Origin of the sequence: Nostoc sp. (assembly GCF_036919555.1) — a bacterium.
Taxonomy (GTDB): domain Bacteria; phylum Cyanobacteriota; class Cyanobacteriia; order Cyanobacteriales; family Nostocaceae; genus Nostoc.
In genome coordinates this window covers 84,364-99,332 of the sequence record NZ_JBALCS010000022.1, presented here as the reverse complement: position 1 = coordinate 99,332, position 14,969 = coordinate 84,364, and the positions used below count along the sequence as shown (strand labels likewise).

General features: G+C 43.3%; 9 protein-coding genes and 1 pseudogene. 3 read left to right on the top strand and 7 right to left on the bottom strand.

From position 1 onward, the window contains the following. Positions 1–115: 115 nt before the first annotated feature. From V7K36_RS08095 to V7K36_RS08080, 4 genes and pseudogenes are all read right to left on the bottom strand, one after another. Entirely contained in the window at positions 116–1,159 is a 1,044-nt protein-coding gene (locus V7K36_RS08095; RefSeq protein ID WP_335114692.1) for an acyltransferase family protein, read from the bottom strand. A 286-nt stretch (positions 1,160–1,445) separates the two neighbouring features. Continuing rightward, positions 1,446–1,634 (bottom strand): annotated as a pseudogene (locus V7K36_RS08090) (RNA-guided endonuclease TnpB family protein); the annotation flags it as partial. Positions 1,635–1,656: 22 nt separating this feature from the next. Further along, a complete protein-coding gene (recF, locus tag V7K36_RS08085; RefSeq protein ID WP_335114691.1) occupies positions 1,657–2,778 on the bottom strand; it encodes a DNA replication/repair protein RecF in 1,122 nt (373 codons plus the stop codon). 90 nt (positions 2,779–2,868) lie between these two features. Continuing rightward, a complete protein-coding gene (locus V7K36_RS08080) occupies positions 2,869–5,727 on the bottom strand; it encodes a cation-translocating P-type ATPase (protein ID WP_335114741.1) in 2,859 nt (952 codons plus the stop codon). A 337-nt stretch (positions 5,728–6,064) separates the two neighbouring features. Here V7K36_RS08080 and V7K36_RS08075 point away from each other — a divergent pair, with 337 nt between their 5' ends. Then, positions 6,065–7,744: a transglutaminase family protein gene (locus tag V7K36_RS08075; RefSeq protein ID WP_335114689.1), complete on the top strand. Its 1,680-nt coding sequence runs from the start codon at positions 6,065–6,067 to the stop codon at positions 7,742–7,744. A 345-nt stretch (positions 7,745–8,089) separates the two neighbouring features. Here V7K36_RS08075 and V7K36_RS08070 read toward each other — a convergent pair whose 3' ends face one another. The 3 genes from V7K36_RS08070 to V7K36_RS08060 form a co-directional block, all read right to left on the bottom strand. Beyond that, positions 8,090–8,719: a DUF4126 domain-containing protein gene (locus V7K36_RS08070; protein WP_335114687.1), complete on the bottom strand. Its 630-nt coding sequence runs from the start codon at positions 8,717–8,719 to the stop codon at positions 8,090–8,092. A gap of 313 nt (positions 8,720–9,032) precedes the next feature. After that, positions 9,033–9,455 (bottom strand): DUF488 domain-containing protein, encoded by a 423-nt coding sequence (locus V7K36_RS08065; RefSeq protein ID WP_335114685.1) that lies wholly within the window; start codon positions 9,453–9,455, stop codon positions 9,033–9,035. A 32-nt stretch (positions 9,456–9,487) separates the two neighbouring features. Next, the gene (locus V7K36_RS08060) at positions 9,488–10,267 is read right to left on the bottom strand and encodes a hypothetical protein (RefSeq protein ID WP_335114683.1); all 780 of its coding nucleotides are present in this window, start codon (positions 10,265–10,267) and stop codon (positions 9,488–9,490) included. Between the two features lie 169 nt (positions 10,268–10,436). On the opposite strand from V7K36_RS08060, the gene metH reads away from it, so the two are divergent. Continuing rightward, entirely contained in the window at positions 10,437–13,967 is a 3,531-nt protein-coding gene (metH, locus tag V7K36_RS08055) for a methionine synthase (RefSeq protein WP_335114681.1), read from the top strand. 165 nt (positions 13,968–14,132) lie between these two features. Then, positions 14,133–14,501, top strand: coding sequence for an endonuclease domain-containing protein (locus tag V7K36_RS08050; RefSeq protein WP_335114679.1), 369 nt, complete (start codon positions 14,133–14,135; stop codon positions 14,499–14,501). The last annotated feature ends 468 nt before the right edge of the window (positions 14,502–14,969 follow it).

Genomic DNA, 14,969 nt, shown 5'->3' with positions numbered 1-14,969 from the left:
AGCGGTAATTCATGAATTACCGCTACTTTCGTTATCTTTTGCGTAAGTCCTGTTGCTAATAACTCTTGTAATTCAGTCCATCTCTAGGGAATTAAACAGCCCACTCTCAGCCATGTTATGCCCGTGAAAACTTTTTGCGTAGCTGTCCCAAGGGAAACTCTATAAACTGGTAAATCAGATAGGCTAATCCAAAAGAAATTAATAGAGCAATTCCTGTTTGGAGAACTTTATGCAATTGGGGGAAATACTTCCAAACAGCGAATATCACAGTATAATGGACGAGGTACAGTGAGTATGAAAGTATACCGAAAAAGCGCATCCACTTTAAATTTAGCACTGCGAATAATCCCCAATTGGGAAAGCGAATAGCGGTAATAAAGACTGGGTATAAGGCAATTCCTTGTATGGTATAACGAATAGTTTGTCGAAACTCAGGCGACCGAGATAGGCATGTCAAAAGAATTACAATTATTCCTACAGGCAAAAAGAAATACTTCCAGAGTTTGTTAGAGTAATCTTGTGTATCCAGCATTGGATTACCACTGACTGCCAATGCACAACCAAAAAGAATACTATCTACCCGCGTATCTGTTGAGCAAAATACACGTAGTTCAGGTACTGTAAAACCATAAACTAGAACACACCGCCAAAGTAAGACAGCTAAACATAATCCCCAAAAGATTAGCATTTGCGTGCGTGAACTCACACGCAGTTTACGTAGAGCTAGATAAAACAGTGGAAAAAGTAAATAGAAGTGTTCTTCAACAGCCAGAGACCAATATACCCAACTACCGGCAGTAATTCCACCGCCAAAAAAAATTCCATAGTAGTTGGTATAGTGGAGAAACTGAGCCATAAAGGCTGGTAGAAGAATTTTTCCTGGAAGTAATGCTAAGACAGTTAAGCCAGCTCCTAATCCTAAGACTAGATAAAATGACGGACAAATACGCAGGATTCGTCTTAGATAGAAGAGCTTAAGATCAATAGTCTCATAGCGATCGTACTCTTGCCTGAGAAGAGTTGTAATTAAGTAACCACTGAGAAAGAAAAATACTGTTACGCCGAAACTTCCGGGAAAAACCTTCGCAAGTCCTGCATGGGATAAAAAAACAATTACGAAAGCAATAGTTCTTATTCCATCGAGGGATGGTATGTACATTTTTGAGTGTGCATTCACACTGGACGAAGCCTCTGAATTACTCCCAGACGAAGATGTTAAGGATTTTTCCACAAATATTTACTGATTGAGGGTGCGACAGAATATTTTGTATTATCCCTTTTTTTACTCTCGGCAGAGAATAATCTCAAACCCTTATTTTTCCATTTTTTTGCACACAAGACAATTTAAATGAAAAAATGGGGATGCGATCGCTCAATTCTTGATTATGTCTGAATCTCAAGTTGACACTCCCCGCAGCTATTGCCGAGGGGATTCTAACATCTACCTAGCTACTTGCACGGGCCAGACTTTCGCCAAGCAAAGTAGAGGTCGTTAGTCCGTTAGCGTTACTTCGGAATTGCCCATCCCTAGCTTGTTTTGCAAGATTTAGAATATCTCTATGTAAGTTGCATCCACAAATACATTTATGAGTACGAGTTGATAGAGATTTTTTGACAATGATGCCACAGTCACTAAGGGTTTTCAGCTAGCCGCCCTTATAAATTTGGGATTATTTCTCCTGCTTTCACAAACAGAATTTGGGAGGACTTCAACCACTGGGAATCAAAAGAACCCAAGTGAGTGGTAGTAATCAGGGTCTGAAAGCGGTCTTGAATAGCATCAAGCAATTGATTTTGGCGGGATAGATCGAGTTCGGCAAGAACATCATCAAGCAATAGCAATGGTGGCTCTTTGACGACTTCTTCAATTAATTGTAATTCTGCTAATTTTAAAGCTAGAACCAGCGTTCGTTGTTGACCTTGAGAACCGTATTGACGAGCGGGTGTCTGGTTAATAGTTAATTCTATTTCATCTCGATGGGGGCCGACAAGGGTAGTGGCTTGGTGCATTTGGGCGATCGCTCGCTGCTGAATTTTTGCTAAAAAAGCTTGCTGCACTTCTTCTGGATGGTTATCCCCTAAAGGAATATTCGGCAGGTACTTGATTTGCAGAATTTCTGTACTACCACTGATGCTGGCGTGCCAAGCAGTAGCAATGGGAGCTAATCTTTGGATAGCGCGATCGCGTCGTCTAATTACCCTGGTTCCTGTGGTGGCTAACTGTGCATCCCACACCGCCAGTTCTGTGTGCTGAGTGTCCAGTGCTGAGTCTTGATTTTTTTTTAAAAAAGCATTGCGCTGGCGTAACACATGGTTATACTGCTGTAAAATGTGAGCATAAACTGGTTCAAGTTGAATTAAGAGTGTATCTAACCAGTTGCGGCGACCTTCCGGGCCGCCGCGTACTAAGTCTAAATCTAGGCTGGAAAATTGGACTGCATTAAGAACGCCGAGAAAATCCATTTGACGGCGGATAGATTCACCATTGAGAGCAACACTACGGCGACCATTGCGGCGGAGAGTTAAGGTAAGGTCACTAACGCCTGTTTGTCGCTCAAGGGTGGCATTAATTTGGGCTATGGCTTCCCCTTCTTGAACTAAATCGCGATCGCGGGTCATTCGGTGCGATCGCAATGTCGCCAGCAACTCCACCGCCTCCAACAAATTCGACTTTCCCTGAGCGTTATTACCTACCAAAATTGTTTTGGCAGCAGTAAACTCAACCTTTTGGTCTTGATAATTGCGAAATTGTCGGAGGTTTAGAGTTTTCAGGTACATAGTGGGGATTGGGCATTGGAGATAAGGGAGACAAGGAAAAAGCAGGGGTGTAGAGGAGAATAATTAATAACCAATGCCCCATGCCCCAATTTAGACGGCTTTCTTGCCCATAATCCGCAAAAATATCTTCTCTGCTTCAATCCAGACAAACATTAAGGCACTGAAGCCAATACAAACTCCCAATTCCTGCATATTGAGGTAGTGAGTACCAAAGAACTCTCGCAGGGGTGGGACGTAAACTAGCATCAGCTGCAAAATCGTGGTGACGACAACAGCCGCTAGTACAAAGATGTTAGAGAAGGGATTCATCTCGATAGTCAGTCGGTTGTTGGAGCGAATAGCGATCGCATGACCCATTTGGGCAATACACAAGGTAGTAAATACCATTGTTTTCCAAGCATCGCGATCGCCCTGATACTCAGGGGCATGGGTATGTTGATAAGCCCACCACATTAAGGCAATGGTGATAATCGCAAATATTATCCCAATGCGAATCATATAAGAACCCAATCCCCTAGCGAAAATACTTTCGCGGGGACTAAAAGGTGGACGTTCCATTACATCGGGTTCTGGGGGTTCCACAGCTAATGCCAAGGCTGGTAAACCATCTGTCACCAAGTTCATCCAGAGAATTTGTAAGGGAGTAAGGGGAACTCCTCCTAAACCAATTAAAGGTGCGGCGGCAATTGTGAGAACTTCACCAATGTTACTGCCGAGGATGTATTTAATAAAGCGGCGGATGTTGGTGTAAACTACTCTGCCTTCCTTGGTGGCACTGACAATGGTGGCGAAGTTGTCATCAAGTAACACCATGTCACTGGCTTCTTTACTGACATCAGTACCAGTAATCCCCATTGCAATACCGATATCGGCTTGTTTGAGGGCTGGAGCATCGTTGACACCATCGCCTGTCATCGCGACAAATCGACCCCGGCGTTGCAGTGCTTGGACAATTCGCAGTTTGTGTTCTGGGGAAACCCTGGCATAGATGTTCACCAGGTCAACGTTTTGCTCTAATTCCTGGTCAGTCATCCGTTGCAATTCTTGACCTGTGAGGACGCGATCGCCTTCTTGGGCAATTCCCAAATCGGTAGCGATCGCTCGTGCTGTTAGCTGGTGATCACCAGTAATCATCACTGGACGAATACCTGCATTCCGACACTCTTGGACTGCTGCCCTTACCTCTGGGCGTGGCGCATCTAGCATTCCTACCAATCCCAGCCACACCAAGCCTTGCTCGGATGTCTCATCTGAACCTTCCGGTGGGATCTGTGCCAGGGGTTTGTAGGCAAAACCTAACACCCGCAAACCTTTACTCGCCATTTGGTCATTGTCTGCCAAAATTTTCTGGCGTTGTTCTTCAGTCAAAGAGGCTGTGTCATTACCCAAATGAATCTGAGTGGAACGTGCCAAGATTAACTCTGGAGAACCTTTGATAAACATTAAGTAAGGTTCAGATTGTAATAAACTCGCGATCGCTGGGTCAACGCCTCTGGAAGATGCTTCACCTGTGGCAACTTGCTGCACCTGAAAAATCACGCTCATCCGCTTACGTTCTGAGGAAAAGGGAAACTCCCTAACTCTGGGTAATTTACTGTTCCACTGGTCTTTTTCGATTCCAGCTTTTGCTGCCAGTGTTAACAATGCCCCCTCTGTGGGATCTCCTAAAATTGCCCATTCCCCTTGTTCTTTTTGCAATACCGAATCATTACAAACGGCACAGGCGACTGACAACGCTAAGATTTCTGGAGACTCCTCTAGGGAGATTTTTTGACCATTTAACTGAAAATCCCCTGTGGGAGCATAACCTTCGCCGGTGACGCGAAAAGTTTTGTTATTAGTGGAAACCGATTGCACCACCATTTTATTTTGAGTCAGTGTCCCGGTTTTATCAGAACAAATGGTAGTTACAGAACCTAATGTTTCCACTGCTGGCAGTTTGCGAATCAAGGCATTCTGGCGTACCATTCGCTGAGTTCCCAGTGCCAGAGTGACGGTAATTACAGCTGGTAAACCTTCTGGCACCACAGCAACCGCCATACTCAAGGAAACTTCCAAGAGTTCTTGGATGTTTTTAAAACCGCCGTCCTTGATCACACCGCCGACAACAACGATCGCCACGAGAATTAAAGAACCCGTAACTAGAACGTTACCCAGTTGAGTCATCCGCCGTTGTAAAGGCGTAGGTTCATTTTCTACCGCCTGCAACATTGCAGCAATTTTACCCAGTTCTGTAGTCATTCCGGTGTTAGTCACCAGAACCTTGCCTCGTCCTTGGAGTACTTCGGTTCCTTGAAAGACGATATTCAGGCGATCGCCTAAATCGGTTTCTTCCGGCAATTTTAGTGTTGCCTGTTTGTTGGCAGAGTGGGCTTCACCCGTCAGCGCGGACTCACGCACTTGTAAATTAGACTGTTCTATCAAGCGTCCATCTGCGGCTATCTGCATCCCAGCTTCCAGCAGCATTACATCCCCTGGAACTAAGTCCTTGGCTGCTATTTCCACCAATCTAGCGTCGCGGATGACTCGTACTAAAGGAGAGGTGAGTTTTTTCAGGGCTGCCAATGCTTTTTCGGCACGGCTTTCTTGAACGTAGCCGAGTATGCCATTGAGGATGACAATTGCTAGGATCGCGATCGTATCTTTAAATGGCACTTCACCAGGTTTTAAAGTGCCCGTTCGCCAACCCCATAGGTCTATCAACCCAGAAATCAGAGCTACGCCAATCAGCATCAACAACATAATGTTCTTGAACTGATCCAGCAGAATTTCCCAAGCTTTACGGCCAGCAATTTCTTTAAGTTCGTTGGGGCCGTATTTTTGCAATCTCTGTTGAATTTCTTGGGGTGTTAAGCCACTGTCTGGATTACTATCGAGCAGGTCTAGCGCTTTATCAACTTCTAAACTATGCCAAACAGCGGCACTTTCAGGCAGAGAATTAGCAGACATCGTGTAGGTCACAGCAAATGGTTACAGAATTCGATCATAATTTAGTGATGGCAAGAATTCCATTTCCTAAAGTTACATTAAGGCGATTTAAGGCGATCGCTCGGTTGGATGAATGTATATGTAATTCTTAACATTTGTAAATTCTTGCTCTTTTAACATAGTATTATTTCTCACGAAAGAGTTTTTCGGAACAAATTGTACCGATAATTATCAGTACCCCGCTCTAAACGTAGCGATTCCGCATCAAGCAATTGGCGTAACGGCGGTTAAAACCGCTTGAGTCATTTTTCCTTCCCTACCTAAAGGTGAGGGGTTTTTACACTTTCCACAAGGTTTTATGAGTTTTGCACTCCCCACTTTGACCGCAAGCCACGCAAGCCAGATGTTTGGGCAAAAAACAATTCGACCGCTTACTGCTGCTAGCCTATGTGGCATTACTTTCATTCAAGATCGACTAATTGCTATTGACAGTATTAAAGGGCATCTACTGGAGATTGATCCCACTTCTGACAACAGCAAAATTCTCAATCCCCATCAAGTTAAAGAATTTACCGATGTCACTGGTCTAGCCGCGTGGTCAGATACCCTCTGGGTCAGCCGAGAAAATACTGTTTACTTTTGCAAGCTCAATGCTTTGGATTTAGAAGATTTTGTAACATTGCCTTATCCGGCTGACGGCGTGGCTGTTTGGGAAACAGCAGTTTATGTCAGCTGCCAAAAGCTGGGCTACATTCTGATTTTTGACCGCGAAACCCGAAAAGAGATTACCAGATTTTATGCCCCTGGCGTTGGGATAGAGAATTTGGCAGTGACTCAGGAAATGCTGTGGATTTGCGATCGCACCGAACAATCAGTTTACGCGATGGATAGGGCGACAGGAGAACTTCAATTCAGTGTTTTGACACCCTTTGAATGTCCCACAGGCATAGCGATACATAAAAATGCCGAAACAGGCAAAGAAAGTATTTACGTCGCTTATGCCTCAGAGGAGGCTTATATTCGGGACAACCCCAATGCTGATCCGAGTTATGAGTTAACATTCCGCGATCGCACTTTTATTCACCCTTTGTATTATCATTATCAGCCAGATAAGCGCTACGCCCTCTCTAATGGCTATCTCATTGAAATGTCCTATGCTGAGGAAATTGCACCCTTAGACGAGGTTAATTTACCTGAGGTAGAATGGCGCATCGCTCTACCATCGGAAACTGAGCGTCAAAAGGTGAAACACGTTGAACCCATTGGTATACCCTTTACCGAAGAAGTGATCGAGGGACAACGTGTAGCAGTCTTTAAATTTGATTCTCTTGCCCCAGGAGAACGGCATATATTTGGCTGGAAAGCACTTTTGGAAGTTCGAGGTATTAAGTATCGCATCACACCCAGAGATGTAGAAAATATCCCTGAACTATCAAGAGAATTAGAAACACGCTACCTAGTGGATGACGACGATTTAGCAATGGATACTACCATTGTTCGCCGTGCTGCCAGAGAAGCGATTGGTTCTGAAACCAATGTGCTGCGGAAAATGCACAGCATCCGCAACTACGTCTATGATCAGTTATCTTACGGTATCAAACCTTACATTGACGCGCCAGATACAGTTTTAGAACGGGGCGTTGGTTCCTGTGGCGAATATGTCGGCGTTTTACTTGCCCTATCTCGTTTAAATGGTATCCCCTGTCGCACCGTAGGTAGGTACAAATGTCCTGCCCATAGTGACTTACAAGGTGTGCCGCTACAACCCGACTTTAATCATGTTTGGCTGGAGTTCTACGTTCCGAATTTTGGCTGGTTGCCAATGGAATCAAATCCTGACGATGTGGGTGAAGGTGGGCCTTATCCGACGCGCTTTTTTATGGGCTTATGCTGGTATCACATTGAAATTGGCAAAGGTATCACCTTTGAAACTGTGACAAGTCAAGGTGCGCGGCTAACGAAAGAAGATATCCCCATTGGCGATTTGGCGATTAATCATATTAGGTTTACAATTCTTAAAGAATTGCCGCCCTTTTGAATTTATTCCATTTATTTAGCCAAATTATACTTTTTAATTAGCTTCTGGTTTTCAGGCTTATTGAGCCAGTCTTCTAGAGCCTCAGCGATCGTATCGCTGAGGTTTTTATCTTTGAGAGTTACCACAACACTTATAATAGCGATGTCTACGACGGGCGTAGCTGCGGCACCAGCAACGCTACAGGCGATTGTCCATTCTACCTAAAAGCTTGGATCAATCCCAACAACCCCCTCAGAATGAATTAAGTAGAATAGTAGAAGATGCCGTACTCTCGGCGCTAACACACCCGAAGACTATGACCACCTTATAATAGCGATCGCAGTTCTGAAACAAATCCATAAGAACTTATCCCAATTCTCTTGATGGAGAGACGGTTTCGTTAGTTTGAGAAGACGGTTTATTGAAGAAGAAATTCCAGATTCTTTGAATAGCTATTATTAGAAAACCAATCACAAGCATTCCTGCTACGACTGGTAAAGCTAGCGCCAGCACAGAAAGTCCGATTGCCATGACCAACTCAATCGTTGACACAACTGGATTGGTTAATCCACCTGAAACACCTGTAGAACTTATCCGCAATGTATTCATTAATCCCTTAGTTAATCCTGCGGTTCCACCACCTGCAATTAAAGCTAACGTCCATTGCACCAGTGGATTCATCTCTGGAGCAACAGATGCTGTTACGATTGTCCCCGCGATAAATGCCGCAGGTGTGGCAACAATATCCAGCAGATGATCTAACCAAGGAATGTAATAACCGATAATTTCCAGCGAACAAGCGGCTGCAAATACAATTACGGCTTGAGGTGTTTCCAGCCAATCAAAGTCAGTTGGCAAATTAAAATGTCCAAAAACTGAAGCCACACTCAATGCTAGCAGTGGTACAAAGACTCTGAAGCCAGCCGCCGCACTCAAACTAATCCCCAGTAATAATTCAATAAATGTATTTAGGTTGAACAAAGAAATTAAATCCATAGTGGGACTCAAGTTATACTTCTGGTGTTTTTTCGATCTTTGAGCTGAACGGAGTGACAACTCTAAGTTGTGATCCTAAGATAAGAAACTTGATGAAAATATTTCATCTGACTATGTGTAGAATCAGTGAAACCTCACCTCTGTCAATAGGCAATGCCATACCCCTACGATAAATCTATAATATTGCCCACCTGATAATAGCGATGTCTACGACGGGCCTAGCTGCGGCACCACCAACGCTACAGGCGAGCGTCTGTTGTGAAATGAGGTTTATTAAACATTCTTCCCTAAGTATCGAGAAAATTTTAGATTACTACTCTAAATGCTTAACAGGTATTAATACCAAGTTTCCCAAGCAATCAGCAACTTCTTTCCGATGACAGCGATTCGGATTCATTTCAGCACACAACAGTAAAACATTACTCGTTTGAGCAACTTGTGCAATTTCATGTAGAGCTTTATCTGCTTCTTCTTGATTTACTGGAATCCAATTTTCTTTACCAGATGTGTTCCCTAAAGCAGTTTTAGAAATATACTCAATATTATTTAATTCACAGAATATTTTTATTTTGTCGCCGTACCATTTACGACTCCAAGCACGAGGAACCATCCTCACATCAACAACACATTCGACATCAAACTTTTGCAGGTATTCCAAGAAGGCATCGTAGTCTTTGCGATTGCCATATCCGAAGGTAAATAGGCATCTTGTTTTAGCAATATCTTTAATCTTCATTTTTAACTCCTGAAACAATCAACATTTAAATATTACATTTTTATTAATGGTGGGTAAAATATCCCAATAATCATAAAGCTATTTTTGTGACTTTTTAGGTTTCCCATGATAAAGTATAAATCTTTTTTGCTTAAAAACTCGTCTTCTAGTTTTTGGCGTACTTTTTCTAAAGCCTCCTTTTCTTTATTGTTCATACTTGTTTCATTTGCTCTATCTCTACAATTTCTATAAAGTTGTTGAATTTCCCAATCGCTTATCGTACAACGATGCTTATCTCCATCTTGAGAAATAAATTCGTAACCAAACTTGTAAGGAATTTTATCTAACTGTACTGAAGGTTCAAACAAGTCTAGTTGATCCAAGATTCCTTGCTGTTTTGGGTTCCATTCTCGTTCTGTCTCGTTACAGAAGTATTTTTTTATAGTTTGTGGTTTAATAATACCGAGAGACTTACCTTGTTCTTTAATGTCCCGAATAGATTTGAATTCTAGTGGCAGAACCAAGGCTTTTCTTTCTTCCCAGTTCTTGCGAGTATCAATTTTTCGTATTACTTCTATCGAAGAATCATCTATACGAAAACTTTCTTCTCTATAATCTTTGTCATTTCTTTCTATTTTAGCACTTATAATTGACCATCTTGGATAACGTTTATCAAAATCTAATTGACGAAAACGAATGGGATAAATACGAATCCACTGAACTGGTTTCTCATCATCATCTAATAAAACTCCTGCTGTACAGACTGTTTCTTGATATCTAGTGCTAATTGAAGGGTATGTTTTACTTGCAATTAAAATTTTCTTTCTTTCCATAGAACAACCTCTATATGAAGTAGCTAATTAAGTGATATTATAGATACATTAGTACTTTCAGTATGGTATCAAAATTTTTCCATTACATACTGCCGAAACTTCCAAAATTTTGGAAAATAATAAAGTAAGTCGAATATTATACGACTGACCCAAATTCTTCTAGGAAAATATGACTCATCCTTTCCTTGAACGCCTGCGTAGTCAAGATAGCCCAGTCCTCGTTTTCGACGGGGCGATGGGAACCAACCTCCAAACCCAAAACCTCACTGCTGAAGACTTCGGCGGCCCACAGTATGAAGGTTGTAATGAATACTTAGTCCACACGAAACCCGAAGCTGTCGCTAAGGTTCACCGCGACTTTCTCGCTGCTGGTGCTGATGTTATTGAAACCGATACCTTTGGCAGTACGTCCCTGGTGCTGGCAGAATATGACTTGGCAGACCAAGCCTACTACCTCAGCAAGACAGCCGCAGAATTGGCCAAGGGTGTGGCTGCGGAATTTTCCACGCCAGAAAAACCCCGGTTTGTGGCAGGTTCCATCGGCCCGACAACTAAACTCCCTACCTTGGGACATATTGACTTTGACACCATGAAAGCTACTTTTGCTGAACAAGCAGAAGCGCTGTGGGATGGTGGTGTCGATTTATTCCTTGTGGAAACTTGCCAAGATGTGCTGCAAATTAAAGCGGCGCTGAATGGCATTGAAGAAGTGTTTGCCAAAAAAGGCGATCGCCGGCCGTTGATGGTGTCTGTGACAATGGAAAGCATGGGCACAATGTTGGTTGGTTCAGAAATCAGTGCTGTGCTGACAATTTTGGCACCTTATCCAATTGATATTCTCGGTTTGAATTGCGCCACTGGCCCAGACTTGATGAAACCACATATCAAGTATTTGGCAGAACATTCACCTTTTATCGTTTCCTGTATTCCCAACGCGGGTTTACCTGAGAACGTCGGCGGTCAAGCGCACTACCGCCTGACACCGTTGGAATTACGGATGTCGCTGATGCATTTTGTTGAAGATTTGGGTGTCCAAGTGATTGGGGGTTGCTGTGGGACGCGTCCAGAACACATTCAACAATTGGCAGAACTTGCTAAAGACCTGAAGCCAAAAGTTAGACACCCAAGTTTAGAACCCGCAGCAGCATCAATTTACACTACTCAGCCCTATGACCAAGATAATTCCTTCTTGATAGTCGGTGAACGTCTCAACGCCAGTGGTTCCAAGAAGTGCCGCGATTTGCTAAATGCCGAAGATTGGGATGGACTCGTTTCAATGGCGAGGGCGCAGGTAAAAGAAGGCGCACACATCCTCGATATCAACGTGGATTATGTGGGACGCGACGGCGTGCGGGATATGCACGAATTAGTTTCGCGCATCGTTAATAATGTGACATTGCCTTTAATGCTTGACTCCACCGAATGGGAAAAGATGGAGGCGGGTTTAAAGGTTGCCGGTGGTAAGTGTTTGTTGAACTCCACCAACTACGAAGATGGGGAACCGCGCTTTTTGAAAGTGCTGGAGTTGGCGAAAAAGTACGGTGCTGGTGTAATCATTGGTACTATCGATGAAGATGGAATGGCGCGGACAGCAGATAAAAAGTTTGCGATCGCACAACGCGCTTACCGTCAAGCAGTAGAATATGGCATACCTGCCACAGAAATATTCTTTGATACCCTAGCTTTACCAATTTCCACCGGGATTGAAGAAGATCGAGAAAACGGCAAGGCCACAATTGAATCTATCCGGCGGATTCGTCAAGGATTACCTGGAAGTCATGTAATTTTGGGTGTTTCCAATATTTCCTTTGGTTTAAATCCAGCGTCGCGGATGGTGCTGAACTCAGTGTTTTTGCACGAGGCGACGACGGCGGGAATGGATGCAGCCATTGTCAGCGCTAACAAGATTTTACCACTCTCGAAGATTGAGGAACGCCATCAAGAAATCTGTCGCCAGTTGATTTATGACGAGCGGAAATTTGAGGGTAACGTCTGCGTTTATGATCCTTTGGGAGAGCTTACCACAGTATTTGCCGGGGTGACGACAAAACGCGATCGCTCCTTAGATGAAAGTCTCCCCATCCCCGAACGACTCAAACGCCATATCATCGACGGCGAACGCATTGGCTTAGAAGAACATCTGACAAAAGCCCTAGAAGAATATCCCCCCTTGGAAATTATCAACACCTTCCTGCTAGATGGCATGAAAGTTGTTGGGGAATTATTCGGTTCGGGACAAATGCAGTTACCCTTCGTCTTGCAATCTGCGGAAACCATGAAAGCGGCGGTTGCGTATTTAGAACCGTTTATGGAAAAATCTGAATCTGGCAACAATGGGAAGGGAAGCTTTATTATTGCCACGGTGAAAGGTGATGTCCACGATATTGGTAAAAACTTGGTGGATATCATCTTATCCAACAACGGCTACAAGGTGATTAACCTGGGAATTAAGCAGCCGGTGGAAAATATTATCAAAGCTTACGAACAGCACAAAGCTGATTGTATTGCCATGAGTGGTTTGCTGGTAAAATCTACCGCTTTCATGAAAGAGAATTTGGAGATATTTAACGAAAAGGGAATTAGTGTCCCCGTGATATTAGGTGGTGCGGCGTTGACTCCCAAATTTGTGTATGAAGATTGCCAAAAAACCTACAAAGGTAAAGTTGTTTATGGTAAAGATGCCTTTTCTGACTTGCACTTCATGGATAAATTAATGCCAGCAAAGGCCGCTGGTAACTGGGAAGATTTGCAGGGTTTTTTGGATGAAGTCGAAACTGCTGAAGTTTCGACGAATGATCACAAAGAACCAGTAACTACAACTGCTCAAGAGACAGCATCTGCTGAACCAAAAGAAATAAATACGAGACGTTCTGATGCTGTAGCGATAGATATTGAACGGTCGACACCGCCTTTCTGGGGAACGAAGTTATTGCAGCCTAGTGATATTCCCATTGAGGAAATATTCTGGCACTTGGATTTACAAGCTTTAATTGCTGGACAGTGGCAATTTCGCAAGCCAAAGGAACAATCTAAGGAAGAATATCAGGCTTTCTTAGCTGAGAAAGTGTATCCAATTTTGGAAACTTGGAAACAGCGAATTATTGAGGAGAATCTGTTGCATCCCCAGGCGATTTATGGGTATTTCCCTTGTCAGTCTGAAGGAAATTCTCTACATATATATGACTCAGAGAACCAATCACAACAGATTGCAACTTTCGAGTTTCCCAGACAAAAATCGTTAAGGCGGCTGTGCATAGCAGATTACTTTGCACCGAAGGAGTCGGGAATTATTGATGTCTTCCCGATGCAGGCGGTGACTGTAGGGGAGATTGCAACAGAGTTCGCTCAAAAGCTGTTTGCTGGGAATCAATACACCGATTATCTGTATTTCCACGGTATGGCGGTGCAGGTGGCGGAGGCTATAGCTGAGTGGACACACGCCAGAATTCGCCGAGAGTTAGGTTTTACTGCTGAGGAACCGGATAATATTCGGGATATATTAGCACAACGCTATCGTGGCTCACGCTATAGCTTTGGGTATCCAGCTTGCCCGAATATCCAAGACCAGTACAAGCAGCTGGAGTTATTGCAGACTGACAGAATTAACTTGTATATGGATGAAAGTGAACAACTTTATCCAGAACAGTCTACCACTGCGATTATTGCTTATCACCCACTAGCAAAATACTTCAGCGCCTAATCCATATCCCCTCTCCTTAATAAGGAGAGGGGTGCCCGAAGGGCGGGGTGAGGTTATTATCTTGTGAACAATTCAATCAAGGCTGAATAAACATTTACAGTTATCGCTTTACCTCACCTTAACTCTCTCCTTATAAAGGAGAGGGGACTGGAATTGGAAATAAAAATGACTAAACTTTATAACAAAAATAGTGAAATAGAAAAAAGGCGACTATTACGCCAAAATATCACAAAAGCCGAGAAACTGATTTGGGATAAAATAAGAGATAGACAGCTAGAAAACTGCAAGTTTCGCAGACAATATAGTGTCGATAAGTTTGTTATGGATTTTTATAGTTCTGAATTCAAGTTAGCTATAGAAATTGATGGGGAAAGCCATTTTCAAGAAGGTGCTGCTGAATCCGATAAGGCAAGACAAGAATTTATTGAATCAGCGGGAATTAAGTTTATTAGATTTACGAATAATGATATGTATGCTAATTTGTCTGGGGTGCTGGAAAGTATTGCTCAGAATATAAGAAATTTAAGGAGATAGTAGTTGAACCTCACCCCCAGCCCCTCTCCTTATTAGGGAGAGGGGAGCAGGATTAAACCTAAATGATAAAATTAATTAATCTTCCTCATCACCAAAATCAGGCGGGAGCATCTCAGTTTTGCAAATATACCAGATTCTTGCTCCCTCTCCTTACCAAGGAGAGGGTTGGGGTGAGGTTTTACAAGGCTTTTTACGAAAGTGAGATGCTCCCAATCAGGCGGGAGCATCTCAGTTTTGCAAATATACCAGATTCTTGCTCCCTCTCCTTATCAAGGAGAGGGTTGAGGTGAGGTTTTACAAGGCTTTTTACGAAAGTGAGATGTTCCCAATCAGGCTTGATAGCAAGTGCGCGTAGCTGCTCTGCTAAACGTTCAGCCCGTCGCCTTTCTTGTGGGTAAAGTCTCGTGTAGCCGCGACTTCCAGTCACCCAGCGAATCTGAGCCGAACTTCTGATTATTTTGCATCCAA

Bases quoted from the DNA above. Each gene is read 5' to 3' on its own strand.
- V7K36_RS08070 (WP_335114687.1), bottom strand. From the start codon at position 8,719: ATGGATTTAATTTCTTTGTTCAACCTAAATACATTTATTGAATTATTA.
- V7K36_RS08075 (WP_335114689.1), top strand. From the start codon at position 6,065: ATGAGTTTTGCACTCCCCACTTTGACCGCAAGCCACGCAAGCCAGATG.
- V7K36_RS08095 (WP_335114692.1), bottom strand. From the start codon at position 1,159: ATGTACATACCATCCCTCGATGGAATAAGAACTATTGCTTTCGTAATT.
- V7K36_RS08080 (WP_335114741.1), bottom strand. From the start codon at position 5,727: ATGTCTGCTAATTCTCTGCCTGAAAGTGCCGCTGTTTGGCATAGTTTA.
- V7K36_RS08060 (WP_335114683.1), bottom strand. From the start codon at position 10,267: ATGGAAAGAAAGAAAATTTTAATTGCAAGTAAAACATACCCTTCAATT.
- V7K36_RS08065 (WP_335114685.1), bottom strand. From the start codon at position 9,455: ATGAAGATTAAAGATATTGCTAAAACAAGATGCCTATTTACCTTCGGA.
- metH (WP_335114681.1), top strand. From the start codon at position 10,437: ATGACTCATCCTTTCCTTGAACGCCTGCGTAGTCAAGATAGCCCAGTC.
- V7K36_RS08050 (WP_335114679.1), top strand. From the start codon at position 14,133: ATGACTAAACTTTATAACAAAAATAGTGAAATAGAAAAAAGGCGACTA.
- recF (WP_335114691.1), bottom strand. From the start codon at position 2,778: ATGTACCTGAAAACTCTAAACCTCCGACAATTTCGCAATTATCAAGAC.